The following is a 22,849-nucleotide window of genomic DNA, read 5'->3' on the forward strand; positions in this document are numbered from 1 at the left end:
CAGGATCGGATCATGAGCACACACGCACACCAGCCCCTGGAACTCGCCGCGGCACTGGCCTCCTTCGACGCCCTGTGGAGCCCCCGGATCGTCACCCGGGTCAACGACTACGACGTCCGGGTCGCCAAGGTCGCCGGCGACCACCTCTGGCACGCCCATGACGACACCGACGAGTTCTTCCTGGTGCTGGAGGGGGAGTTGCTGATCTCGTTGCGCGAGGAGACGGGGGAGCGCACCGTCCGGCTGCCCAAGGGCGCCGTGTTCACCGTCCCCCGGGGCACCGAACACAAGCCGTCCGCCCCGTCCGGCGCCTCGCTGCTGGTCTTCGAACCCACCGGGACGTCAACGGTCGGCGACCGGCACGAGGAGGTCCCCGACCACGTGGACGCCACCACGGGGCACGCGCTGGGGTGATCGCCGGGGCGGCCCGACGCCTGCCGCCGGGCCGCCCCGCAGCACTCCCGCACTTCCGCACCATCCGCGTGCACCGCCACCCCTACACCGCGTACGGCACCACCGAGTACACCCACGACACCAGCGGCGACGCCTCCATCCAGTGCTTTCCGAAGGACCAGGGCGCCTCCGTCGAACGCCCGCCGGGCCGACCGCGACCGAACCGCACTGCCCAGACCGCGGGGCCGGGCCGCCTCGGGAGACGGCCCGGCCCCTCTGCTACTTCTCCTTCGGGCAGAACACGTCCCCCCGCGGCCACCGGCCGTCCCGCAGGTACCCGGTCACCGCCCGGTCACCGCAGGCGTTCCCGTTCGCCAGGTACACCCCGTGCCCGCCGTGGTCGAGGGTCACCATGCGGGCCCGCCGGCCGAGCGCGGTCCGCATGTTCCGCGCCCCGAAGTAGGGCGTCGCCGGGTCCCGGAGGTTCTGGATCATCAGGATGTCGGCCGGCCCGCGGTCGGTGATCCGGACCGGCTCGTCGGCCGGCCGGTCCTTCCAGAACGCGCAGGGCGTGACGTTCGCCGTCATCCCGGCGGTGAGCGGGTGCCGCACCCGGTCGGCGGCGACCGCCCGCCGGTAGCTCGCCACGTCCCGCGGCCACGCCACGTCGTTGCAGATCGTCGCCACGGTCACGGCCGCGTCCGGGTCGGGCAGCGGCCCGGCCAGGTCGTCCGGGAGCCGCGGGGTCGCGGCGGGGTCCTGGGCCGCCCTGATCAGTCCGGCCAGCCGGGCGAAGGCGGTCTCGTCGCCGTAGAGCGCGGACTGCACCGCCTGCCGCAGCCGGTTCCCGGTCAGCGGGGTCCCCGGTACGTTCGACGGCTTGGGCCTGCGGTCCAGCTCCGCGGCGAGCGCCAGCACCAACGGACGTACTTCGTCGGCCCGGCGGGCCAGCCGCAGGCCGTCCGCCGTCCGCGCCGGGTCCGCCGCCCAGGCCGCGAAGTCGGGGAACCGGTCGTCCGCCCCCTGTGCCATGTTGGCCAGCCAACCCCGCTCCAGCCGCTGCGGGTTCGGGTCGTCGGTGCTGTCCAGCACCCACCGGTCGGTCCGCTCGGGATACTTCTGCGCGTACACCGCCGCCACGTACGTCCCGTACGACGCGCCCCAGGCGGACAGTTTCCGTTCGCCCAGCGCCTGCCGCAGCCGCTCGATGTCCCGCACCTCGTTCGCCGTGCTCATGCTGCGCACCAGTGCGCCCCCGTTGCGGGCGCACGCCTCGGCGATCCGGCGGGACCGTGCGACGTTCTCCTCGATGCCGCCGTCCGCCGCCGGCCAGGACCGCAGCGTCACCAGTTCCCGGTCCCCGGCGTCCAGTCCGCAGCCGGCCTTGGTGCTGCCGCCCACACCGCGCGGGTCAAAGCCGACCAGGTCGTAGGCGCCGGCCATCTCCCGTTGCAGCGCCGCGCCCTTCTGTGCCAACCGGCCGATCCCGGAGCCGCCCGGACCGCCCGGGATCACCAGCAGCGTGCCCCGGCGGGCCGCCGGCCGGTCGCTGCGCACCCGGCTCACCGCCAACGTGATCCACGGTCCCGCCGGATCACGGTAGTCCAGCGGCACCGGCAGCTCGGCGCACTCCTGCCCCACCGGCCCACCGGGGCGCTCGCAGGATCGCCACGCCAGCCGCGGTGTTCCCGCCGCGGCGTCCTTCCGGCCCCGGTCCGCCGCCCGGGCGCCCGGCGCCACGGCAGTCAGCGTCGCCGCGGCCATCACTCCCGACAGCCCCAGCAGCAACGCCCTCTGGGCCTTTCGCCCCCTGTAACTCGTCATGGAGCAAGGCTCGTTGACCCGCCGGCGCCCGCCCATCCGGCGAGCCGCCCGGTCGTGGTGGGGTTTTCCCCCGCCCGCACCGCGGCCGGGGAGCCCGCCGGGCCGTTGGGCCACCCGGCTGAATATGGCTCGCGAGCGTTTGGAATCCCTGCGGGTTGTCGGCGGCGGCGGCGGAGAACCGCAGGACGATACGTCTGCGACCAGCAGGCCGACCACGCAAGGAGCGTCGTGAAAAAACTAATGCAGGCGGGAACCGTCGCCGGGACGGCATGCGGCCTGGTGCTGTTCGGCACCGGAGTCGCACAGGCCCAGACCCCCCCGGCCGATTCCCTGCTCTCCGCGGTGGCGGGCGCCGACGTCGGCACCATCACCGGCATGATTTCCGGCGTGATGTGCGACAACCGCCTCGCCGACTTCAACTACCGTTCGCCGCAACGGAAATCGCCGCACCCGTGTGTCAACGGCCCGGTCCGCAGCGGCAACAGCAAGAACAGCAACAACTACCTCAACCGCGGTAACCCGGTGAACAGCGGAAACATCGAGACCGCCGCCGGATCCACCAACAGCCTCAACTCCGCCACGGGTTCGGAGAGCGGCAGCCGGAACGACATTTCCCGGATCCTCAAGGTCCTGCACTGAACCGGAGATCCGGAACTCTCCCGGATGTGATCCGGAAACGACTCAGGCCCCGGAATTCCCGGGGCCTGAGTCATGCGCGGCACCACGCCCGCCCTCGGCTCACAGGTGCAGGCTGCCACCGTCGCCGAGCTGCTGCTTGTTGGAACTGCCGGACGACGAACCACTGCCGGTGGACCCGGAGTTGTTCGATCCGCTGTTGCTCGTCGGTGTTCCGCTGGAGCTGGGATTCCCGTTGATCCCCACGTTCTGGGCGTTCTTGATGTTGCCGCTGTTGACGGGGCCGTTGATGCAGTAACGCGCCCGGCCCTCGCACTCGAACGTGGCGATGAATTTGTTGAAGGTGTCGCCGTTCGCATTGAACGGACCGTCCCCCCAAGGCGAGGCCAGGGCCGGCGACGCGCCGTTGCCGACCAGGAGCAGGCCGAAAAGACCCGCAATCGCCATCTTCTTGGGACTCATTCTCTTCACAGTGTGGTCCTGACCCTCGCGGTTGGTAAACCCGCAGTCTTGCTACCGGCAGGACTCACCTGGGCCAAGCCTGAGGGGCGGCCGGTCTTCCGCGTTCACTCTGACCGACCACCCGGATTCACCGTGACGGACCCTTCGTCCTCCTCAGTCCTCCACGCGCAGAATCTGACCGGGAAAAATATGGTCGGGTCCGTCACGAAGGCGGTCCTTGTTGAGCGTGTAAAGGGCGTCCGCACCACCGGGGATGCCACTGCGCCGGGCGATGGCGGCGAGACGGTCGCCGAGGCGGACCACATAGGTGCCGGCCTGGGCCGTGAGCGAGGGCGAGGTGGGGCGGGCGCGGAGGGCACGGTCACCGGACGAGCCGGCCGTGCGGCCGCAGTTGGGCCAGGGCGACAGTCCGCGGTCCTGGACGATCCGCTCGCCGATGGCGATCTGCTCGTCACGGGAGGCGAGGTCGGCGCGCGGCGCATAGCGCTCGCCGCCGTACGCACGCCAGGTGGCCAACGAGATCTGCAGTCCGCCGTGGTAGCCGTTGCCGGTGTTGATGTGCCAGTCGCCGCTGCTCTCGCAGGCGGCGATCTGGTCCCAGTCGGTGCCCGACGGCGGCGAGGGGTCGGCGGCCGCAGGGCCGGCGGCCGCCATCACGAGGGAGAGCATTCCCAGCAGCGCGGACGGAATCGGTCCGGCGGTGCGTCCGGCGATCGACGACGGCATGGCACTTCCTCCTGCATGCTCCAGCGGCGTCGCGACATCGTGAGCGCCACGACTGAGGGGCAGGCACCAGGTAACCCGTAGCCATGGCACATGGCAGGTCCGGGTGAGCCATGCGGATGGTTTTTCACCCGCGCGGATCCCCGACGGGAGGAATGCGCGGATGTTGCGACGTCAATTTTGGCTGGTTGACGGGTGTTTCCCGGTCAGGGGGGCGGAGCGGCGTACATAGAAAGTGACAGGCGGCGCCCGACCGATGCCTACCTGCGGACGATCCCCCCGTCCGAAGCGGACGAGAGGCTGGGGTGCATCGACCGACATCGCATCGGCGACCTCGGCTGCTTCGACGACAAGGGGTGGGAATTCATGAAGGGCATTGCCGTCGGCATTCTGCTGGCGATCGTCGGCGTCATCCTGTGGCTCACCACCAAGGAAGTGGAGACGCCGATCGTCTCCCTGCACAAGATCGGGCTGATCCTGGCGATCGTCGGGGGCGCGGAGGCGCTGCTCGCCGTACTGAGCCTGGGGAAGAAGTCCACGAAATAGCGGCACGGGCCCCTCGCCGCTCGCCCCCTGCATGCCAAAGCGCCGCCCGGTCGGACGGCTGCGGCCTGACGGAACGCGACAGCGTCGCGCCGCGCCCCCCTGTGCGCCACACGGCGGCGGGCTCGCGTGGCCCGGCGTGCGGCGGTGTGTGACCCGTCCCGACGACCTGGTCGCCGATCGGTCGAACGCGAACGGCCCTCTTCCGTGCGCCGTTTCACGTGAAACCAGCGGATGCCTGCAGTGCTCTGCGGTTCCTGCGGTGGCCTCTCGTACCCGGCGGCGGGTCTCGTCCTGCTCGACGTCGGACGCGACGTCACATCAAAGTCTGTGGGTACTGCTCCGGTATCGCTCCGGATCCTGCTGTGCTCCGCACCTGGCTCCGGCCTCAGGCCGGCCTGTCGCTCGCGTGCTCTGCACCGTCGTGCTCGGCGTATTCGTGCTCGGCGGCGTGGTGCTCGCTGCCGGCGTGGCTGTTGTCGTCGTGCGGCCGGTATGCGGCAGCGGACGGGGTGGTGTGTCGTGCGGCCGTCGCGCACGTACGCGGATGCGGTTCAGGCGGCACGGGCGGTGGCGTGCTCGCGGCGGCGGGCCGCCGGAATGGTCGGCTGGACCGGGGCGGTGCCGAAGTACGCCTCGGCGCCGGTGGCGACGGTGAAGAGCGACTGGCCACGGTTGCCGCGGTTGACGCGGGCGGTGGGGGAGGCGCCGTGTGCCTCGGCCCGGATCCGCTGCTTGATCGTCGGCGGCAGCATCGGCAGCGGGACCTCGCGACGGACGGAGCCTTCCTGGCCGTACCGGGGAGCGGTGCGCGCGGCGGGTACGAAGGGCTGGGCCGTCCTCGCGGCGGGTGGCAGCGGGCCCGGATCATGTTCGGGTTCGGCGCAGCTCGCCGCGTCGGGGCCGTCCGTCCCCGGAGCGGTGCTGCCCAGGGTCTGCTCGTAGACCGCGGCCTCCCGGCGGGCCGCGGAGGCGGCGGCGGAGACACCCAGTGACGCCAGCAACTTGCCCAGCACGGCCAGGCAAGCCGCCCAGAACTGCATGACCTTGTTCGCAGCCATGATTCCTCGCTTTCGGTCGGGATCCCTCAGCGGGATCCACGCGTCCCTTCTGTTGCGTTTTCTTATGATGAGTACGCAATGGGAGGAATCACGGACCGACGCCGCTGGAACGGCGTTCTTCTGATGAACACCACTCGTGCGCAGTAACGGGACGCGGAAAGGCGCAGGCCGAAGGGGGATCGGGGCGGCCGGGACGGCCGGGAGGGCACGGTCGCGGGGGCGTCGGAGCGGGGTCCGCGGATGCGCGCACCGGATCTCCGGGATATGACGGTCGTCGGGAGGCGGGCGCGGGCCGGGCTGCCGTCCCGCGTGTGAAGCGTGCCCTCGGGCCGGTGTCCGACCGCCCTCAGGCCGGTGCCGGTGTTCCGGTCCGGGCCATCTCCGCCATCGTCCGGACCGCGGTGGCTTCGGGGGTCGCGGGCGGGAGGATCAGCAGGTCCCAGCGGCCGAGGCCGGCGGAGACCATGCAGAGGGTGTCCGGGCCGGGGCGGTTGGTGGTGCGGCGCAGCCGGACGACATGGCCGGCGACGAGGATGTGGCCGGGCAGCGCGGGCCAGCCGGAGCCGTTCACCGTGGCATGGGTGATCCGCGGCCAGTCGAAGGGCAACGCGGCGAGGAGTTCGGGGAGTTCGGTGACGAGGTCGGTGGAGTGCGGCCACCACACCCCGTCGAGCCGCCGGGTCACCTCGCCGTGCGGGGCGATGGCCAGGCGGGCGACGGGTGGTGGTGCGGGGTGCCGTGCGGGGCGGGGGTGCGGGGAGCGGTCCTCGGGGGCGGTGGTCATACGGCGCTCCTGGCGCGACGGGCGGCGGGGGTCACCGGTGGTCGTCCGGCTCCCGGGAAGGCGGTGGGCCCGTCGTGTGCGGCCCCGGGGCGGCGGCGTGCGGGTGCCGGTGCAGCCGCCGCTGGAACGTCTCCTTCAGATGCGTGTAGCGGTGCGGGGCGGGGCGCCCGACCGTCTGGTCGTTGACCCGGATGAGGAACAGCACGCCCAGCACGATCAGGGCCAGCAGCACGAGCACGGACAAGAAGGTCTGCATGGCGCTCACCCGCATACCCCCGGGTCTTCCCTGACCGGGCATCCCGGGCCTCGTCGGAAACATTTCGCTTTGCGGTGGTTTTTCCACCGTACTCCGGGCGCAGACGGCATATCGCACCAAAGGTGGCCATGACGGCCGGGGGTGACATCCGCGCGCCTTCTACGGGGCTGTAGATTTTACTTACGCATGACCAAACGCATGCCTGAAGCATGCCCAGGGCTCGCCCTCCGCATGCTCGCCGCACGACCAGCCGAGGAGATTCACATGGCGCTGTGGGACCGGATCAAGGACTCCGCGCAGACGATGCAGAACCAGCTCGTCGCCAGGAAGAACGACCTCAAGAGCGGCGCCTTCCGCGACGCGAGCATGGCGATGTGCGCCCTGGTGGCCGCCGCGGACGGCGTCGTCGACCCGTCGGAGCGGCGGCGGGTGGCGCAGCTGATCGCCACCAACGAGGTGCTCCAGAACTTCCCGGCGGAGGACCTCCGGCTCCGCTTCGAGGGCTGCCTGGACAAGCTCGCCGCCGACTTCGACTTCGGCAAGGTGGCGCTGATGCAGGAGATCGGGAAGGTGAAGAAGAAGCCGGTGGAGGCACGGGCGGTGCTGCAGATCGGCATCGTCATCGGCGGCGCGGACGGCGACTTCGACCCGACCGAGCGCGCCGTGGTGCGCGAGGTGTGCTTCGCGCTGGGGATCTCCCCGGCCGAGTTCGACCTCTGAGCGCACGGCGGGAGCGGGGCCGGCGCGCGCCCCGCTCCCGCCGCTCCGGACAGTCCGTCAGACGTTGACGCCGAAGTCCGCCGCGATGCCCGCCAGCCCCGAGGCGTAACCCTGGCCCACGGCGCGGAACTTCCACTCGCCGTTGTGGCGGTAGAGCTCGCCGAAGACCATCGCGGTCTCGGTCGAGGCGTCCTCGGTCAGGTCGTAGCGGGCCAGTTCGGCGCCGCCCTCCTGGTTGACGACGCGGATGTAGGCGTTGCGCACCTGGCCGAAGTTCTGGCCGCGGGTGTGCGCCTCGTGGATGGAGACCGGGAAGACGATCTTCGTGATCTCCGCCGGGACGCCGTTCAGCGCGACGTTGATGGTCTCGTCGTCGCCCTCGCCCTCGCCGGTCAGGTTGTCGCCGGTGTGCTGCACCGAACCGTCGGGGCTGGTGAGGTTGTTGTAGAAGACGAAGTGCCGGTCCGAGGCGACCCTGCCGGCGTCGGTGCACAGCAGTGCGCTGGCGTCGAGGTCGTAGTCGGCGCCGGTGGTCGTCCGCACGTCCCAGCCGAGGCCGACCGATACCGCGGTCAGGCCGGGTGCCTCCTTCGTCAGCGAGACGTTGCCGCCCTTGGCCAGCGAGACTCCCATGGCTTCCCTCCAGATGATTGGCCGGGCCGGTTGCCGTTGCCGGTCCCCGGCGGTGAACTAGGACCTGTCGGAAAACTACAGGAGTGTAGAAGTAAGCCGGCGGAGCACGACGCCGCCGGGCGCATTCCGTGAAAAGGCCCCCGGGGCGCGGCGGCCGCCGCCGTAAAATGCCTCGGCGTCCCCGGCCCGCGGGGCGCCCGGTGCGACGGGAGGCGACGACATGGGCGGAACACCCTTCGGCAAGGCCCTCGGCGGCAACGGGCGGGACCGGGCCCGGCGCGGACAGGGCCAGCTGGAGGCGCAGGTGCTGGCCGCGCTGCACCACGCGCCCGGCCCGGCCACCGCGGCCTGGGTGCAGGAGCGGCTCGGCGGCGACCTCGCCTACACCACCGTGATGACGATCCTGTCCCGTCTGCACGCCAAGGGGGCGGTCACCCGCGAGCGCGCCGGCCGGGCCTACGCCTGGACGCCGGCGGCCGACGAGGCCGGGCTCGCCGCGCTGCGGATGCGCCGCGTCCTGGACGGCGAACCGGACCGGGACGCCGTGCTGACCAGCTTCGTCTCGGCCCTCTCGGCCCATGACGAGGAGGTGCTGCGCAGCCTCCTGGCCCGCGCCGAGGACGACGGTGGAGCCCCCGACGACGGCCCCGGGGCGGACCGCACGGGCGCCTCGGACGAAGCACGCGGAGGGTGACCGGTGGGCGTCTTCGTCTTCCTGCCGCTCGTCCTGCCGCTGAGCGCCCTGCCGATCGCCCGGCTCGCGGAGCAGCACCTGCACCCCCGGGTCACCACCCGGCTGCTGACCCTGCTGGCCGTGGTCCTCGGCCTGTGCAGCACGCTCTGCCTGGGGCTGCTGGTGGTCGTCGGGACCGCCCAACTGCCCGGCAATCCGCTGCCGGACGGCTGGTCGGACCCGGAGGTGCGGGCCGCGGTGCCGTACGCCGAGGTGGCCGGGGTCGCGGCGATCTTCGCGCTGTCCGCCGCGCTCGCGGTGTGCGGTGTCGCGCTGCGCCGGGACCACCGGATCCGGGAGCGGGCGCACCGCGCGCTGGCGGTGCTGCCGGCCGGCGCCGACCCGGCGGTGCTGCCGGACGACGAGCCGTACGCCTACGCCGTGCCGGGCATCGGTGCGCGGCCGGGGCGGCCGGCCCGGCCCGGCCGGATCGCGGTGTCCCGGGGCATGCTGCGCAGCCTGGACGACGACGAGCGGCGCGCCCTGTTCGCCCATGAACGGGCGCATCTGCAGGGCGGTCACCACCGCTATCTGCTGGCCGTGCGGCTGGCCGGGTGCGTCAACCCGCTGCTGCTGCCGCTGCGTTCCGCGGTCGCCTTCAGCGCCGAGCGGTGGGCGGACGAGGAGGCGGCGGGGGCGGTCGGCGACCGGCGGCTGACCGCCCGCGCGGTGGGGAAGGCCGCGCTGATCTCGCGGCCGGCGCCGTACCCGGTGGTGGTGCAGTTCGCCTCGCCCGAACCGGGGCCGGTGCCGCGGCGGGTGGCGGCGCTGCTCGGGCCGGTGCCGTCGGCGCGCAGCTGGCCGCCGGCACTGACCCCGGCGGGACTGGCCACGCTGGTCGCGGCGGCGGGCACCGCGGCCTCCGCGCTTTCCTCGCTGAACGCGGCGGTAGCTCTGTTCCTCGTTCTGAAGGCGGCAACGCCATGGTGAGGGCACACTGATCCCGGACTCTCCAGCGCGCCACGCGACGGATATCTTTTTGTGACCCGGAGCACAGCTGCGAACTTCTACAGCCTTGTAGAAGTTATCTGTAGGGTTGCGTCCGACATGCGCAACGGGCGCTGCCGGAGGGGGAGATGGCGACGAGGTGCGGACCCCTGACCTGGGACAGCCCGCCTCCTGAGGCGGAGGTGCGATGGGTCTACCAACCGGTCGAGGTCCAATACCCCGACGGCGCCTGGGCATTGGGCCGGATCAGCGCATGGTGGCAGGACGACGAGGGCGAACAGTGGTGCCTGCTGCGCACCCTGCCCGGCGACGGCCGTCCGCGGTGGCTCCGCTACGACCCGGAGTCCGTACGGCTGCTGCCCACCGAGGGCATCTGACCCACCACGGCGGCCCGCCGCTCCACGGCCCCCGGTCGGCACCGCCGCCCGCCGCCGTGCGCTCCCCCACACCCCCACATCTCTCAGCCCAGCAAGACCGATTCCAGAAGGACCAGAAGGGCCATCGGCGTGCATGACAGGACGACGCACAGGCAGGCGGCCCGACGGGGCGACCGGAGCGGCCGGGGTCCGGCGGCGGACGGCGAGCGTGCCACGGGCGGCCGGGCCGAGCGGCGGCGGGCCGACGGTTCCGGCAAGGCCGGGAAGGCCCGGATGACCCGGCGCGGCCGGATCGTGGCGTGGACGGGCGGGGTGGTCGGCGTGCTCCTGCTGGGCACGGCCGGGACCGGAGTGTGGGTGTACCAGCACCTGAACGGCAACATCCACAGCGCCGACCTGGGCAACACGCTGGGCGGCGACCGGCCGGTCAACCTCAGCCCCGGCTCCAAGAACATCATGGTCGTCGGCTCCGACAGCCGGGCGGGCACCGGCGGGAAGTACGGCGGCGGCCTGACCACCATGCAGTCGGACACGCTGATGGTGGTGCACATCTCCGCCGACCACAAGTGGGCCACCGCGCTGTCCTTCCCACGCGACTCCTGGGTGCCGATCCCGGCGTGCGACAAGGGCAACGGCGCGCAGTCCGCGCCGCACCACTTCAAGATCAACGAGGCGTTCAGCATCGGCGGGCTCAGCGGCAACGTCGGCAACGCGGCGGCGTGCAGCATCAGGACCATCGAGAAGAACACCGGGCTGCGCATCGACCACTTCGTCTCGGTCGACTTCCAGGGCTTCAAGGGCATGGTCAACGCGCTGGGCGGCATCGAGGTCTGCCCCAAGCACGCCATCCACGACAAGAAGGCCCACCTCGACATGGACGCCGGCTGCCAGAACGTCACCGACGAGAAGGCGCTCGGTTACGTCCGCACCCGCTACAGCGTCGGCGACGGCTCCGATCTCGGCCGGATCGGCCGCCAGCAGGAGTTCATGAAGGCGCTCGCGGCCAAGGCCCAGTCCAAGCTGACCAGCCCGACCGCCCTCTACGGCTTCCTGGACTCGGCCACCAAGTCCCTGACCACCGACCAGGACCTGGCCGGGCTCAAGCAGCTCTACGACCTCGCGTCGACGGTCAAGGACATCCCCTCGGACCGCCTCACCTTCCTCACCGTCCCCACCTATCCGCGCGAGGCCGACGTCCCCACCGACAAGGCCAACGTGATGTGGCAGTACCCGGAGGCGAGCGAGCTGTTCAGCGACCTCGCCCACGACCGGGAGATCGGCGCCGCGGGGAAGCAGAAGTTCGCGGAGGCGCAGAAGAACCCGGTGACCGCGCACTCGGTGCGGGTACGGGTGCTCAACGGCGCCGGCACGCCCGGACTCGCCGCGGAAGGCGCCCAGAAGCTGCGCAGGCTGGGCTTCACGGTCCTCTCCACCGCCAACGGCTCGTCCACGGGCAAGACCACCATCACCTACCCGCCCGGTCTGAAGACCCAGGCCGAGGTGCTCGCCGCTCGGCTGCCCGGCACCAAGGCGGAGGAGTCGGCGCAGGCGGCACCGGGCGCGGTGACGCTCACGCTCGGGCCGGACTTCTCGGCGAAGGACAGCTGACACGGGTGCGCCCGGGCGGGCCGATGCCGCCCGGGCGCCGCGCCACCGGCCCGTCAGGCGTGCAGCCGCTCGACGGGGCGGGCGGTGTGCACCTCGATGTCGTGTGCGGCGCGGCTGAGCAGCTGGTGACTGAGGTCCGCCAGCGCCCGCGCCACCGACAACTCGTCCCCGATCGCGGGGACGTTCTGGTCCGCCGGATTGCACCGGGCGGATCCCTCACCGACGATCTGCCCGCCCTCCTTGCCCCGCAGCCGGGCCTCGGCCCGCACCTCGCTGCCGGACTCGACAATGCTGATCTCGGTGTTCCACACCTTCGTGTTGGTACGCATACCCGTGCCGCTCACCGGAAGCCTCCTCCTGCCGCAGCGGAACACTCCCCGTCTCCCAGCGTCGCACCGGCGCCCGGGCGCCGCACCCGGAGGCAGTCACCCGCCGGGAAGCGGGGGTTAGCCCCATGGTCGGGCGGGCCGCGGGCTGCCTAAGGTCAGGCGGTGGGCCCGGGGCTGACGGCCGGCAGGCCGCCCGCCCCGGGCCCGACCACGGGGCTGCGGGCAGCCGCCCGGAGCCGTGAACGGACCGGATTCCAGGGGGATTTCATGCACAGGCACGTCCGCTTCACCGGAGCGGTGGCACTGGTCGGTGCCGGGGTACTGGCCCTCGGCGCGTGCGGGCTGGTGGTCGGCGAGACCTTCTCCGACGACGCCACGGTGTCGCAGAAGATCACGTCGGTGCGGGTGGACACGGCCGACGGCGGCGTGACGGTGCACGGCGGCAAGGGCGGCGGCACGGTCGGCGTGCACCGCAAGGTGACCTACCGGGGCGACCGGCCGCAGGGGCCGACGCACCGCGTCGAGGGCGGGACCCTCGTGCTCGGCGGCTGCGGCGACGGCTGCTCGGTGACGTACACGGTGGACGTGCCCGGCACGATCCCGGTGACCGGCGAGACCTCCAACGGCGCGCTGAGCCTGTCCAAGGTGGCCTGGGTGCGGCTGACCACCAGCAACGGCGCCATCGACCTGGACGGGGTGTCCGGCCCGGTGGACGTGCACAGCACCGACGGCGCGATCACCGGCCGGGGGCTTTCGGGCGACGGCATCAAGGCCGAGACCTCCAACGGCGAGATCGAGCTGACCGCGACCAGAGCGCAGGACGTCCGCGCGAAGACGTCCAACGGCGCGGTCACGGTCACCGTGCCGGACGCCCGCTACCAGGTGTCCGCCCGGACCGACAACGGCGGGAAGCAGATCGGGGTCCGCAACGACCCGGCGGGCCGCTACCGGCTCGATCTGTCCACCAGCAACGGGGCGATCCACGTGGCGAAGTCCGGCGGCTGAGCCCGCCCGGGGCGTGGGTCCGACAGCGCACCGTCGAGGGGAACCACCACGTCGGAAAGCCGCCGGACCGCGGGGGCGGCAGCTGCTGGACTGAGGGCACCGCAACGGGTCGCCTCTCAGGACGGACGGCATGACGACCATCGACAGCACCGCGCCCACCCCCGCCGGATCCCGGCCGCGCCCGACGGCCCGCCGGGGCTCCGGGCCCGCGACACCCCCGGCCCCGGCGGGCCGTTCGCCCCTCAAGGGCCGGCTCGCCGTGCTCGCCGTGACCCTGGGCATCTTCACCATCGTCACCAGCGAGATCCTGCCGATCGGCCTGCTGACGCGGATCGGGGGCGACTTCGGGGTCTCCGACGGCACCGCGGGGCTGATGATGACGCTCCCCGGCCTCCTCGCCGCGTGCGCCGCACCGACGGTGATCCCGGCCACCGCGCGGATCGACCGGCGGCTGATGCTCTGCGCGTTCGTCGCCCTGCTGGCGCTGGCGAACCTCCTGGCCGCGGCCGCGCCGGCCTACTGGCTGGTGCTGCTGTCGCGGGTCCTGGTCGGCGTGGTGATCGGGGGCTTCTGGTCGATCGGGGCCGGGCTCGCCGCGCGGCTGGTGCCGGCGGAGTCGGCCGGCCGGGCCACCGCGGTGGTCTTCTCCGCGGTGCCGCTGGGCTCGGTCGTCGGGGTGCCCGCCGGGACCTTCCTCGGTGATCTGGCCGGCTGGCGCGTCGCCTGTGCCGCGGTCGGCGCGCTGGCGGTGGCGGTGCTGGTGCTGACCGCGCTGGTGCTGCCGCCGCTGCCGGCGGTCCGCGCCACCGGCCCGGCGGCGCTGCGCGAGGTACTGCGCGGGGTGCACACGCGGTTCGCGCTGCTGATGACGTTCCTGATCGTGCTGGCGCACTTCGGCGCGTACACCTATGTGACGCCGTTCCTGGAGCGGACCGCCCATGTCGCGTCGGCGGGGACGGTGACGGTGTTCCTGCTGGTCTACGGCGTCGCGGGGGTGGTGGGGAACTTCGCCGGCGGTGCCGTGGTGGGGCGGCGTCCGCGCACGGTCTTCGGGGCCGCGGCCGGGCTGCTGGCGCTCGCCACGCTGCTGCTGCCGGTCCTGGGCCGCGGGCCGGCCGGCGCACTGGCGCTGCTGGTGGTCTGGGGCGTCGCGTACGGGGCGGTGCCGGTGACCTCGCAGACCTGGTTCGCCAAGGCGGCGCCCGGTGCGCCCGAGGCGACGTCGGTGCTCTTCACCGCGTCGTTCCAGGCGACGTTCTCGCTCGGCGCGCTGGCCGGCGGACTGGTGGTGGACCGGACCTCCCCCGCGGCGGTGATGACGCTGGGCGGGGCGACCGCGGCCCTGGTGGTCCTGGCCGCGTGGCTGCACTTCGCCAAACGCCTTGAGTGGCCGCGGGGTTGAGGGGACGGGACCCGGAGCGGAAGGAGAGAGCGGGGCGGTGTTTCACGTGAAACACCGCCCCGCCGCGCTCTCTTCGCGCCGCTCAGTCCTCGCCCTCCAGCTCGCCCTCGGTCTCCAGGAACGCCTCCCGCAGCGCCGCGAGCGTCTCGGCGTCCGGCTTCTCCCACATACCGCGGGACTCCGCCTCCAGGAGGCGTTCGGCGATGCCGTGCAGCGCCCAGGGGTTGGCCTCCTGGAGGAACGCGCGGTTCTCCGGGTCCAGGACATAGGTCTGGGCGAGCTTGTCGTACATCCAGTCGGCGACGACACCGGTCGTGGCGTCGTAGCCGAACAAGTAGTCCACGGTGGCCGCGAGTTCAAATGCGCCCTTGTAGCCGTGGCGGCGCATCGCCTCGATCCAGCGGGGGTTGACCACACGGGCCCGGAAGACCCGGGAGGTCTCCTCCACCAGCGTCCTGGTGCGGACGGTCTCGGGGCGGGTCGAGTCGCCGATGTACGCCTCGGGGGCCTTGCCCTTGAGCGCCTTGACGGTGGCGACCATGCCGCCGTGGTACTGGAAGTAGTCGTCGGAGTCGGCGATGTCGTGTTCGCGGGTGTCGGTGTTCTTGGCGGCCACCGCGATCCGCTTGTAGGCCGTCTCCATCTCCTCGCGGGCCGGGCGGCCCTCCAGTCCGCGCCCGTAGGCGTAGCCGCCCCAGACGGTGTAGACCTCGGCGAGGTCGGCGTCGGTACGCCAGTCGCGGGAGTCGATGAGCTGGAGCAGGCCCGCGCCGTACGTGCCGGGGCGGGAGCCGAAGATCCGGGTGGTGGCGCGGCGTTCGTCGCCGTGCGCGGCGAGGTCCGCCTGGGCGTGGGCCCGGACGAAGTTGCGCTCGGCCGGCTCGTCGAGGCCGGCGGCGAGCCGGACCGCGTCGTCGAGCAGCCCGATGACGTGCGGGAACGCGTCGCGGAAGAAGCCGCTGATGCGCAGGGTGACATCGATGCGGGGGCGGCCCAGCTCGTCGAGCGGGATGGCCTCCAGGCCGGTCACCCGGCGCGAGGCGTCGTCCCAGACGGGGCGGACGCCCAGCAGCGCCAGCGCCTCCGCGACGTCGTCGCCGGAGGTGCGCATCGCGCTGGTGCCCCACAGGGACAGGCCCACCGACTCCGGCCAGTCGCCGTTGTCGTCGCGGTAGCGGTCGAGCAGCGAGTCGGCGAGCGCCTGCCCGGTCTCCCAGGCGAGCCGCGACGGCACGGCCTTGGGATCGACGGAGTAGAAGTTGCGGCCGGTCGGCAGGACGTTGACCAGGCCGCGCAGCGGCGAGCCGGACGGGCCGGCCGGGACGAAGCCGCCGTTCAGGGCGTGCAGGGCGTGGTCGAGTTCGTCGGTGGTGGCGGCCAGCCGCGGGACGACCTCCCGGGCGGCGAAGTCGAGGATGTCGGCGACCGCCGCCGGGTGGCCCTCGGCGACCCGGGCCGCGGCGGCGGGGTCCCAGTCCGCGTCCTCCATGGCCTGGACGAGGCCGCGGGCGAGGGCCTCGGCGTCGTCGGCGGCGGTGCGGGTGGCGGCGGACTCGTCCAGGCCGAGCGCCTCCCGGAGTCCGGGCAGTGCGGCGGTGCCGCCCCAGATCTGCCGGGCGCGCAGGATGGCCAGGACGAGGTTGACCCGGGCCTCGCCGGCCGGGGCGGCGCCCAGCACGTGCAGGCCGTCACGGATCTGCGCGTCCTTGACCTCGCAGAGCCAGCCGTCGACGTGCAGCAGGAAGTCGTCGAAGCCGTCGTCGTCGGGGCGCTCCTCCAGGCCCAGGTCGTGGTCGAGCTTGGCGGCCTGGATGAGGGTCCAGATCTGCGCGCGGATGGCGGGCAGCTTGGCCGGGTCCATCGAGGAGATCGCGGCGTACTCGTCGAGCAGCTGCTCCAGGCGCGCGATGTCGCCGTAGGAGTCGGCGCGGGCCATCGGCGGGACGAGGTGGTCGACGAGGGTGGCGTGCACCCGGCGCTTGGCCTGGGTGCCCTCGCCCGGGTCGTTGACCAGGAACGGGTAGACGAGCGGGAGGTCGCCGAGCGCCGCGTCCGGGCCGCAGGCGGCGGAGAGTCCGGCGTTCTTGCCGGGCAGCCACTCCAGGTTGCCGTGCTTGCCGAGGTGGACCATGGCGTCGGCGCCGAAGCCGCCGTCGGCGGTGGGCGCGGCGATCCAGCGGTAGGCCGCCAAGTAGTGGTGGGACGGCGGCAGATCGGGGTCGTGGTAGATCGCGATCGGGTTCTCGCCGAAGCCGCGCGGCGGCTGGATGAGGATCAGCAGATTGCCGCGGCGCAGGGCGGCCAGCACGATGTCGCCCTCGGGGTTCCGACTGCGGTCGACGAACATCTCGCCGGGCGGCGGGCCCCAGTGCTCCTCGACGGACTCGCGCAGCTCCTGCGGCAGCGTGGCGTACCAGCGGCGGTAGTCGGCGGCGGGGATGCGGACGGGGTTGCGGGCCAGCTGTTCCTCGGTCAGCCACTCCTGGTCGTGGCCGCCGGCCTCGATGAGGGCGTAGATCAGCTCGTCGCCGTCGCCGGACGCGAGGCCGGGCACCGGCTCGTCGCCGAAGTCGTAGCCCTCGGCGCGGAGGCGGCGCAGTAGTTCGACGGCGCTGGCCGGGGTGTCCAGGCCGACCGCGTTGCCGATCCGGGAGTGCTTGGTGGGGTAGGCGGAGAGCACCAGTGCCAGCCGCTTCTCGGCGGCCGGGATGTGCCGCAGCCTGGCGTGCCGGACGGCGATCCCGGCGACCCGGGCGGCCCGCTCGGCGTCGGCGACGTAGACCGGGAGGCCGTCCTCGTCGATCTCCTTGAAGGAGAACGGCACGGTGATCAGCCGCCCGTCGAACTCCGGCACGGCGATCTGCGAGGCGGCGTCGAGCGGGGAGAGGCCCTCGTCGTTCTCCTCCCACGCGGCGCGCGACCCGGTCAGGCAGAGCGCCTGGAGGATCGGCACGTCCAGGGCGGCCAGTGCCCCCGCGTCCCAGGACTCGTCGTCGCCGCCCGCGGACGCCTCGGCGGGCCTGGTGCCGCCCGCGGCGAGGACGGTGGTGACGATGGCGTCGGCCGCGCGCAGCTCCTCGATCAGCTCCGGCTCGGGGGACCGCAGCGAGGCGACGAACCGCGGCAGCGGGCGGCCGCCGGCGCGCTCGATCTGGTCGCACAGGTCGTGGACGAAGCGGGTGTTGCCGCTCATGTGGTGGGCGCGGTAGTAGAGCACCGCCACCGTCGGGCCGGCCGCCTCCGTCTCGGCGCGCTCCAGCGGGCCCCAGGACGGCGCGGCCGCGGGCGGTTCGAAGCCGTGGCCGGTGAGCAGGACGGTGTCGCTGAGGAAGCGGGCCAGCTGGGAGAGGTTGGCCGGGCCGCCGTGCGCGAGGTAGGCGTGCGCCTCTGCGGCGATGCCGACGGGGACCGTGGACGCCTCCATGAGCTGGGCGTCGGGGGCCTGTTCGCCGGTGAGCACGACGACCGGGCGGTGCTGGTCCGCGGCCAGCAGCACGTCCAGGCCGTCCTCCCAGGCACGGAGACCGCCGAGGAGGCGGACGACGACGAGGTCGGCGCCCTCCAGGAGGCCGGGGAGTTCGGCGGCGTCGAGGCGGGCGGGGTTGGCGAGCCGGTACGGCACGGGGCCGGTGGCCGCACGTGCGCTGAGCAGGTCGGTGTCGGAGGTCGACAGCAGCAGAATCACGGCGCAGCCCTTCCTCGGGGTGTCCACGCCCCGGGTGGTCGTATGGACGGCGGGAGTTCCTGGCTCACCCGGTGGTGGCCGGGTTCACAGTGGCGGGACCGCGCCGGATTCTCACCGGGCTTCCTCCCTTGGCGCCGTCGCTGGCGTCCGGCGGGTCAGCCGACCCGCCGACCTGCATAGTAAGGGCTGCCGCCGGACCGCGGGAGCGGGCCTCCGCAGCCGTCCCGCCGGACCCCCTCGCCCCGGTTCCGGGCGCCACCGACGTAGGTATGCTCGCCGCCATGCCGCCCACCCCCGCACCCCGCCCCGACCGGCCCGGACCGCCGGTTCGGGACCGCGGTGACGCCTGCCCGGGAGCACTGCGACTGCACTCCGCAGCCGACGGGCAGCTGGCCCGAGTGCGGCTTCCCGCCGGCGACTTGACGGTGCGCCAGGCGCGCGCGCTGGCGGACGTCGCGGACCGGCTCGGCGACGGCCACCTCTCGCTCACCTCCCGCGGCAACGTCGAACTGCGCGGTCTGCCCGACGGCTGCGGGCAGGCCCTCGCCGGTCTGCTCGCCGACGCCGGGCTGCTGCCGTCCGTCCGCCATGAGCGGATCCGCAATGTGCTGGCCTCGCCGCTGGCCGGACTGGACCGGCACACCCCCTCCGACGTGCGGTTGTGGGCCCGGAGCCTGGACGCGCTGCTGTGCGCGAGCGAGTCGGCGACGGCGCTCTCGGGCCGTTTCCTGTTCGTCCTCGACGACGGGCGGGGCGATGTGGCGGGCCTGAGCGGCGATGTGACCTTGCTCGCAGAATCCGGCCGGCGGGCCCCGGCGGACACCGCGTACGCGCCGGGCGCCGCGTCCGGGTACGGCGCGTTGCTGCGGGTCGGCGACGAGCGGGCGGTGCTGCGGATCGCGGCGGACGACGTCCCGCGGGCGGCGCTGACCGCCGCCGAGGTCTTCCTGGCCGCCGCCGCGGAGGGCGGCAACGGCGCCTGGCGGGTCCGCGAACTGCCCGCCGGACGCCCGCTGACCGCCCGGGAGGTGGAGCGCGCGCTGCGGGCCGCGGGGATCGCCGCGGAGCAAGCGGACTCCGCCGGCCCGGCACCGGACGTTCCGTACGCCGATGCCACCGCCCCGGGCGCGGTCGAGGGGTCCGACGGGCGATGCGCCGTCGTGGCCCTGGCGCCGCTCGGCCGGCTGTCCGTGACCCAGTGGCGGTTGCTGGCCTCGATCGCCGCCGACGACGGCCGCGGTGCGCTGCGCCTCACGCCCTGGCGCGGCATCGTCGTCCCCGGCCTGCCCACCGCCCTGGCCGCCCGCAGGCTGACCGATCTGGCCGCCGCCGGACTGGTCACCGACCCCGACTCCCCCTGGCGCCGGGTCACCGCCTGCACGGGCCTGCCCGGCTGTGCCAAGTCCCGCAGGGACGTGCGGAGCGATGCGGCGGCCTCGCTCGCCGTGGGCCGACCGGTCCCGGCAGACGCCTCCCAAGTGCCCGCCGGACTGCCCGTCCACTGGTCGGGCTGCGAACGGCGTTGCGGTCATCCGCACGGCGCCTGGGTCGATGTGCTGGCGACGCCCGAGGGCTATCGCGCCACCGTCGTGGGCCCCAACTCCCTGCTACGAGCGCCAGTTTCACGTGAAACACCCCGGCCGGGCACCGTTTCACGTGAAACACCGCCCGGCGCTCCGCCGTTCTGCCCCTCTCCTTCTCCTTCCACCCCTCAACCCACCACCCCGAGGCCCCAGTGACCGCGTTCGACTACGAAAAGGACGGGGCGGCGATCTACCGCCAGTCCTTCGCCACCATCCGCGCCGAGGCGGACCTCTCCGGCCTGCCCGCCGACGTCAGCCGGGTCGCGGTCCGGATGATCCACGCCTGCGGCATGGTCGATCTCGTCCGCGACCTGGCCTTCACACCGGGGGTCGTGGCCGGTGCCCGCGCCGCGCTGCGCGCCGGCGCGCCGATCCTGTGCGACGCCACCATGGTGGCCAGCGGAGTGACCCGGAAGCGGCTGCCCGCCGACAACGAAGTGCTGTGCACCCTCGGCGATCCGTCCGTTGCGGAGCTGGCCGCGCGGATGGGCACCACACGCAGCGCCGCGGCCCTCGAACTGTGGCGGGACCGCATGGAGGGCGCCGTGGTCGCCTTCGGCAACGCCCCCACCGCGCTCTTCCGGTTCCTGGAAATGATCGAGGAAGGCGCGCCGCGTCCCGCCGCGGTCCTCGGCATCCCCGTCGGGTTCATAGGCGCGGCCGAGTCCAAGGACGCGCTGATCGACCACCCGTCGAAGCTGGACCACATCGTGGTGCGCGGGCGGCGCGGCGGCAGTGCCATGGCCGCGGCCGCGATCAACGCCCTGGCGAGCGAGGAAGAGTGAGCGTGAGCGAGCAGCAGGCCAGCAGCGGCGCGGCGGACCAGCCGGCCGCGCCCTCCCCGGAGCGTTCCACCGGCCGCCTCTACGGCGTCGGCCTCGGCCCCGGCGACCCGTCCCTGATGACCGTGCGGGCGGTGGAGATCATCGCCGGGGCCGATGTGGTGGCGTACCACAGCGCCCGGCACGGACGTTCCATCGCGCGGTCCATCGCCGCCGGGCACATCCGCCCGGACCACATCGAGGAAGCCCTCGTCTACCCGGTCACCACCGAGTCGACCGACCACCCCGGCGGCTACCGCGGGGCGCTCGACGAGTTCTACGAGGCGGCGGCGGCACGGCTCGCGGCCCATCTCGACGCCGGCCGGACCGTCGCGGTGATCTCCGAGGGCGATCCGTTCTTCTACGGCTCCTACCAGCACATGCACAAGCGGCTGGCACACCGCTACCCGACCGAGGTCGTGCCCGGTGTCACCTCCATCAGCGCCGCCGCGGCCCGCCTGGGCACCCCGCTCACCGAGGCCGACGAGGTGCTGACCGTCCTGCCCGGCACCCTGCCCGAGGAGGAGCTGACGGCCCGTCTGAGCGCCGCCGACTCCGCGGTCGTGATGAAGCTGGGGCGCACCTTCCCCAGCGTTCGCCGGGCCCTGGAGCGCTCCGGCCGGATGGCGGAGGCCCGCTACGTCGAGCGCGCCACCATGACCGGGGAGCGCACCGGCGCGCTGGCCGACGTCGACGACGACACCGTCCCGTACTTCTCCGTCGCGGTCGTGCCGAGCCGCATCGCCTCCGCCTCCGGGCAGCCGGAGCCGGCCGCCGCGGACCGCGGTGAGGTGGTCGTGGTCGGCACCGGGCCGGCCGGTCCGCGCTGGCTCACTCCGGAGTCCCGCGGCGCGCTGGCCGCCGCCGACGACCTCGTCGGCTACACCACGTATCTGGACCGGGTCCCGGTGCGCCCGGGCCAGCGCCGGCACCCCTCGGACAACAAGGTCGAGTCCGAACGCGCCGAGTTCGCCCTGGAGTTGGCCCGTCGCGGCCGCCGGGTCGCCGTGGTCTCCGGCGGTGACCCCGGCATCTTCGCGATGGCCACCGCGGTCCTCGAAGTGGCGTCGGAGGAGCCCTACCGGGCCGTTCCGGTACGGGTCCTGCCGGGCGTCACGGCCGCCAACGCCGCCGCCGCCCGGGCCGGCGCCCCGCTGGGCCACGACTATGCGGTGATCTCGCTCTCGGACCGGCTCAAGCCCTGGGAGGTGATCGCCGAGCGGCTGCGCGCGGCGGCCGCCGCCGACCTCGCGCTGGCGCTCTACAACCCCGGTTCCCGCAGCCGCACCTGGCAGGTCGGCAAGGCCCGGGACGTCCTCCTGGAGCACCGTGCGCCGGACACCCCGGTCATGCTCGCCCGCGACATCGGCGGCCCCGAGGAGTCGCTGCGCACCGTCCCGCTCGTCGACCTCGATCCCGCCCAGGTCGACATGCGCACGATCCTGCTCGTCGGCTCGTCCCTGACCCGGCGGGTGCGGCGCGACGACGGCACGGAGACGGTCTGGACGCCGCGGAGGTACCCGGAACGCTGAGCGCGCGGCGTCAGCCGAGGCTCGCCCGCACCCAGTCCAGGGCCGCGCCCGGCTCGTCGGCCACCGGGACGCCCTCGGGGACCGGCGGCCGTTGGACGACCACCACCGGCACCCCGGCCTCCCGCGCGGCGGCCAGTTTGGGGGCGGTCGCCGCGGCGCCGCTGTCCTTGGTCACCAGGACGTCGATGCGGTGGCGGCGCAGCAGTTCCCGTTCGCCGTCGAGGGTGAACGGGCCGCGGTCCAGGACGGTGGTCATCCGGGGCGGGTGCGGGGGCTCGGGGGCGTCCACCGAGCGGACGAGGAACCACAGGTCCGTGAGGTGGGCGAAGTGGGCCAGGCCCATCCGGCCGGTGGTGAGGAAGATCCGGCTGCCGAGGGCGGGCAGGGCCGCGGCGGCCGCGGCGAGCGAGGGAACGGGGTGCCACACGTCACCGGGTCGTGCGACCCATCCGGGCCGGCGGAGTGCCAGCAGGGGAACATGGGCGGTGGCGGCGGCCCGGGCCGCGTGGAAACTGATCGTGTCGGCGAAAGGATGGGTGGCGTCGATGAGCGCGTCCACCGCATGCTCGCGCAGCCAGCGGGCGAGGCCCTCGGGGCCGCCGAACCCGCCGATGCGCACCTCCCCGGCGGGCAGCCGCGGTGCCGCCACCCGGCCGGCCAGCGAGGACGTCACCCGCACCCCCGGCTCCTCCGCCAGGGCCGCGGCCAGCCGGCGGGCCTCCGTGGTGCCGCCGAGAACCAGCACATGGCGGACGGGGTCGTGGACGGGTGAAGACGGCATGAGCGGCGGG

General features: G+C 73.4%; 23 protein-coding genes and 1 riboswitch. Of the genes, 13 read left to right on the top strand and 10 right to left on the bottom strand.

Annotation, left to right across the window (positions count from 1 at the left end):
* The first annotated feature begins 12 nt into the window (after positions 1 to 12).
* Positions 13 to 414 carry a cupin domain-containing protein gene (locus K2224_RS05850; RefSeq protein WP_221905567.1) on the top strand — a complete coding sequence of 134 codons (402 nt, stop codon included), beginning with the start codon at positions 13 to 15 and terminating at the stop codon, positions 412 to 414.
* A gap of 258 nt (positions 415 to 672) precedes the next feature.
* Here K2224_RS05850 and K2224_RS05855 read toward each other — a convergent pair whose 3' ends face one another.
* Entirely contained in the window at positions 673 to 2,217 is a 1,545-nt protein-coding gene (locus K2224_RS05855; RefSeq protein WP_221905568.1) for an alpha/beta hydrolase, read from the bottom strand.
* Positions 2,218 to 2,457: 240 nt separating this feature from the next.
* On the opposite strand from K2224_RS05855, the gene K2224_RS05860 reads away from it, so the two are divergent.
* On the top strand, positions 2,458 to 2,856 hold the full coding sequence (locus tag K2224_RS05860; RefSeq protein ID WP_221909452.1) for a hypothetical protein: 399 nt from the start codon (positions 2,458 to 2,460) through the stop codon (positions 2,854 to 2,856).
* 99 nt (positions 2,857 to 2,955) lie between these two features.
* Here K2224_RS05860 and K2224_RS05865 read toward each other — a convergent pair whose 3' ends face one another.
* Both K2224_RS05865 and K2224_RS05870 read right to left on the bottom strand, forming a co-directional pair.
* Entirely contained in the window at positions 2,956 to 3,315 is a 360-nt protein-coding gene (locus tag K2224_RS05865; protein WP_260692344.1) for a hypothetical protein, read from the bottom strand.
* 153 nt (positions 3,316 to 3,468) lie between these two features.
* Positions 3,469 to 4,041, bottom strand: coding sequence for a transglycosylase family protein (locus K2224_RS05870; protein WP_221905569.1), 573 nt, complete (start codon positions 4,039 to 4,041; stop codon positions 3,469 to 3,471).
* 363 nt (positions 4,042 to 4,404) lie between these two features.
* Here K2224_RS05870 and K2224_RS05875 point away from each other — a divergent pair, with 363 nt between their 5' ends.
* Positions 4,405 to 4,584 (top strand): DUF5708 family protein, encoded by a 180-nt coding sequence (locus K2224_RS05875; protein ID WP_221905570.1) that lies wholly within the window; start codon positions 4,405 to 4,407, stop codon positions 4,582 to 4,584.
* Positions 4,585 to 5,135: 551 nt separating this feature from the next.
* Here K2224_RS05875 and K2224_RS05880 read toward each other — a convergent pair.
* The 3 genes from K2224_RS05880 to K2224_RS05890 form a co-directional block, all read right to left on the bottom strand.
* Positions 5,136 to 5,642, bottom strand: a complete 507-nt coding sequence (locus K2224_RS05880) for a DUF6344 domain-containing protein (RefSeq protein ID WP_221905571.1) — start codon at positions 5,640 to 5,642, stop codon at positions 5,136 to 5,138.
* Between the two features lie 346 nt (positions 5,643 to 5,988).
* A complete protein-coding gene (locus K2224_RS05885; protein ID WP_221905572.1) occupies positions 5,989 to 6,426 on the bottom strand; it encodes a DUF5994 family protein in 438 nt (145 codons plus the stop codon).
* 31 nt (positions 6,427 to 6,457) lie between these two features.
* A complete protein-coding gene (locus tag K2224_RS05890; protein WP_260692345.1) occupies positions 6,458 to 6,682 on the bottom strand; it encodes a hypothetical protein in 225 nt (74 codons plus the stop codon).
* Positions 6,683 to 6,946: 264 nt separating this feature from the next.
* Between K2224_RS05890 and K2224_RS05895 the strand changes: the two genes are divergently transcribed.
* Positions 6,947 to 7,402: a tellurite resistance TerB family protein gene (locus tag K2224_RS05895; protein ID WP_221909454.1), complete on the top strand. Its 456-nt coding sequence runs from the start codon at positions 6,947 to 6,949 to the stop codon at positions 7,400 to 7,402.
* Between the two features lie 57 nt (positions 7,403 to 7,459).
* Here K2224_RS05895 and K2224_RS05900 read toward each other — a convergent pair whose 3' ends face one another.
* The gene (locus K2224_RS05900; protein WP_221905574.1) at positions 7,460 to 8,035 is read right to left on the bottom strand and encodes a TerD family protein; all 576 of its coding nucleotides are present in this window, start codon (positions 8,033 to 8,035) and stop codon (positions 7,460 to 7,462) included.
* Positions 8,036 to 8,255: 220 nt separating this feature from the next.
* Between K2224_RS05900 and K2224_RS05905 the strand changes: the two genes are divergently transcribed.
* The 4 genes from K2224_RS05905 (at position 8,256) to K2224_RS05920 (ending at position 11,701) form a co-directional block, all read left to right on the top strand.
* A complete protein-coding gene (locus K2224_RS05905; RefSeq protein ID WP_221905575.1) occupies positions 8,256 to 8,729 on the top strand; it encodes a BlaI/MecI/CopY family transcriptional regulator in 474 nt (157 codons plus the stop codon).
* Between the two features lie 3 nt (positions 8,730 to 8,732).
* Positions 8,733 to 9,698 (top strand): M56 family metallopeptidase, encoded by a 966-nt coding sequence (locus K2224_RS05910; RefSeq protein WP_221905576.1) that lies wholly within the window; start codon positions 8,733 to 8,735, stop codon positions 9,696 to 9,698.
* 146 nt (positions 9,699 to 9,844) lie between these two features.
* Positions 9,845 to 10,093 carry a hypothetical protein gene (locus tag K2224_RS05915; RefSeq protein ID WP_260692346.1) on the top strand — a complete coding sequence of 83 codons (249 nt, stop codon included), beginning with the start codon at positions 9,845 to 9,847 and terminating at the stop codon, positions 10,091 to 10,093.
* 273 nt (positions 10,094 to 10,366) lie between these two features.
* A complete protein-coding gene (locus K2224_RS05920) occupies positions 10,367 to 11,701 on the top strand; it encodes an LCP family protein (RefSeq protein ID WP_221909456.1) in 1,335 nt (444 codons plus the stop codon).
* Positions 11,702 to 11,754: 53 nt separating this feature from the next.
* On the opposite strand, the gene K2224_RS05925 is transcribed toward K2224_RS05920, so the two are convergent.
* Positions 11,755 to 12,030, bottom strand: coding sequence for a DUF1876 domain-containing protein (locus K2224_RS05925; RefSeq protein WP_221909457.1), 276 nt, complete (start codon positions 12,028 to 12,030; stop codon positions 11,755 to 11,757).
* Between the two features lie 267 nt (positions 12,031 to 12,297).
* On the opposite strand from K2224_RS05925, the gene K2224_RS05930 reads away from it, so the two are divergent.
* Together K2224_RS05930 and K2224_RS05935 are read left to right on the top strand one after the other, a co-directional pair.
* Positions 12,298 to 13,035, top strand: a complete 738-nt coding sequence (locus K2224_RS05930) for a DUF4097 family beta strand repeat-containing protein (RefSeq protein WP_221905577.1) — start codon at positions 12,298 to 12,300, stop codon at positions 13,033 to 13,035.
* A 130-nt stretch (positions 13,036 to 13,165) separates the two neighbouring features.
* On the top strand, positions 13,166 to 14,437 hold the full coding sequence (locus tag K2224_RS05935; RefSeq protein WP_221905578.1) for an MFS transporter: 1,272 nt from the start codon (positions 13,166 to 13,168) through the stop codon (positions 14,435 to 14,437).
* A gap of 82 nt (positions 14,438 to 14,519) precedes the next feature.
* On the opposite strand, the gene cobN is transcribed toward K2224_RS05935, so the two are convergent.
* Positions 14,520 to 18,122 carry a cobaltochelatase subunit CobN gene (gene cobN / locus K2224_RS05940; RefSeq protein WP_221909458.1) on the bottom strand — a complete coding sequence of 1,201 codons (3,603 nt, stop codon included), beginning with the start codon at positions 18,120 to 18,122 and terminating at the stop codon, positions 14,520 to 14,522.
* Positions 18,123 to 18,154: 32 nt separating this feature from the next.
* Positions 18,155 to 18,307: riboswitch (cobalamin riboswitch) on the bottom strand.
* Between the two features lie 84 nt (positions 18,308 to 18,391).
* Here cobN and cobG point away from each other — a divergent pair.
* The 3 genes from cobG to K2224_RS05955 are packed head-to-tail and all read left to right on the top strand — an operon-like array spanning position 18,392 to position 22,058.
* Positions 18,392 to 19,861: a precorrin-3B synthase gene (gene cobG / locus K2224_RS05945; RefSeq protein WP_221905579.1), complete on the top strand. Its 1,470-nt coding sequence runs from the start codon at positions 18,392 to 18,394 to the stop codon at positions 19,859 to 19,861.
* Positions 19,858 to 20,490, top strand: coding sequence for a precorrin-8X methylmutase (locus K2224_RS05950; protein WP_221905580.1), 633 nt, complete (start codon positions 19,858 to 19,860; stop codon positions 20,488 to 20,490). Before cobG ends, K2224_RS05950 begins: the two co-directional genes overlap by 4 nt.
* Positions 20,487 to 22,058 carry a precorrin-2 C(20)-methyltransferase gene (locus tag K2224_RS05955; RefSeq protein WP_399017790.1) on the top strand — a complete coding sequence of 524 codons (1,572 nt, stop codon included), beginning with the start codon at positions 20,487 to 20,489 and terminating at the stop codon, positions 22,056 to 22,058. Before K2224_RS05950 ends, K2224_RS05955 begins: the two co-directional genes overlap by 4 nt.
* A 10-nt stretch (positions 22,059 to 22,068) precedes the next feature.
* Here the strand turns inward: K2224_RS05955 and K2224_RS05960 are convergent, their stop codons facing one another.
* Entirely contained in the window at positions 22,069 to 22,839 is a 771-nt protein-coding gene (locus tag K2224_RS05960) for a cobalt-precorrin-6A reductase (protein WP_221905582.1), read from the bottom strand.
* Between the last annotated feature and the right edge of the window lie 10 nt (positions 22,840 to 22,849).

Origin of the sequence: Streptomyces sp. BHT-5-2 (genome assembly GCF_019774615.1) — a bacterium.
Lineage (GTDB): Bacteria > Actinomycetota > Actinomycetes > Streptomycetales > Streptomycetaceae > Streptomyces.

Coding starts and splice junctions, on each gene's coding strand:
- K2224_RS05875 (WP_221905570.1), top strand. CDS start 4,405: ATGAAGGGCATTGCCGTCGGCATTCTGCTGGCGATCGTCGGCGTCATC.
- K2224_RS05850 (WP_221905567.1), top strand. CDS start 13: ATGAGCACACACGCACACCAGCCCCTGGAACTCGCCGCGGCACTGGCC.
- K2224_RS05930 (WP_221905577.1), top strand. CDS start 12,298: ATGCACAGGCACGTCCGCTTCACCGGAGCGGTGGCACTGGTCGGTGCC.
- K2224_RS05855 (WP_221905568.1), bottom strand. CDS start 2,217: ATGACGAGTTACAGGGGGCGAAAGGCCCAGAGGGCGTTGCTGCTGGGG.
- K2224_RS05935 (WP_221905578.1), top strand. CDS start 13,166: ATGACGACCATCGACAGCACCGCGCCCACCCCCGCCGGATCCCGGCCG.
- K2224_RS05900 (WP_221905574.1), bottom strand. CDS start 8,035: ATGGGAGTCTCGCTGGCCAAGGGCGGCAACGTCTCGCTGACGAAGGAG.
- K2224_RS05905 (WP_221905575.1), top strand. CDS start 8,256: ATGGGCGGAACACCCTTCGGCAAGGCCCTCGGCGGCAACGGGCGGGAC.
- K2224_RS05865 (WP_260692344.1), bottom strand. CDS start 3,315: ATGAGTCCCAAGAAGATGGCGATTGCGGGTCTTTTCGGCCTGCTCCTG.
- K2224_RS05860 (WP_221909452.1), top strand. CDS start 2,458: ATGCAGGCGGGAACCGTCGCCGGGACGGCATGCGGCCTGGTGCTGTTC.
- K2224_RS05880 (WP_221905571.1), bottom strand. CDS start 5,642: ATGGCTGCGAACAAGGTCATGCAGTTCTGGGCGGCTTGCCTGGCCGTG.
- cobG (WP_221905579.1), top strand. CDS start 18,392: ATGCTCGCCGCCATGCCGCCCACCCCCGCACCCCGCCCCGACCGGCCC.
- K2224_RS05915 (WP_260692346.1), top strand. CDS start 9,845: ATGGCGACGAGGTGCGGACCCCTGACCTGGGACAGCCCGCCTCCTGAG.
- K2224_RS05895 (WP_221909454.1), top strand. CDS start 6,947: ATGGCGCTGTGGGACCGGATCAAGGACTCCGCGCAGACGATGCAGAAC.
- K2224_RS05890 (WP_260692345.1), bottom strand. CDS start 6,682: ATGCAGACCTTCTTGTCCGTGCTCGTGCTGCTGGCCCTGATCGTGCTG.
- K2224_RS05920 (WP_221909456.1), top strand. CDS start 10,367: ATGACCCGGCGCGGCCGGATCGTGGCGTGGACGGGCGGGGTGGTCGGC.
- K2224_RS05870 (WP_221905569.1), bottom strand. CDS start 4,041: ATGCCGTCGTCGATCGCCGGACGCACCGCCGGACCGATTCCGTCCGCG.
- K2224_RS05885 (WP_221905572.1), bottom strand. CDS start 6,426: ATGACCACCGCCCCCGAGGACCGCTCCCCGCACCCCCGCCCCGCACGG.
- K2224_RS05925 (WP_221909457.1), bottom strand. CDS start 12,030: ATGCGTACCAACACGAAGGTGTGGAACACCGAGATCAGCATTGTCGAG.
- K2224_RS05960 (WP_221905582.1), bottom strand. CDS start 22,839: ATGCCGTCTTCACCCGTCCACGACCCCGTCCGCCATGTGCTGGTTCTC.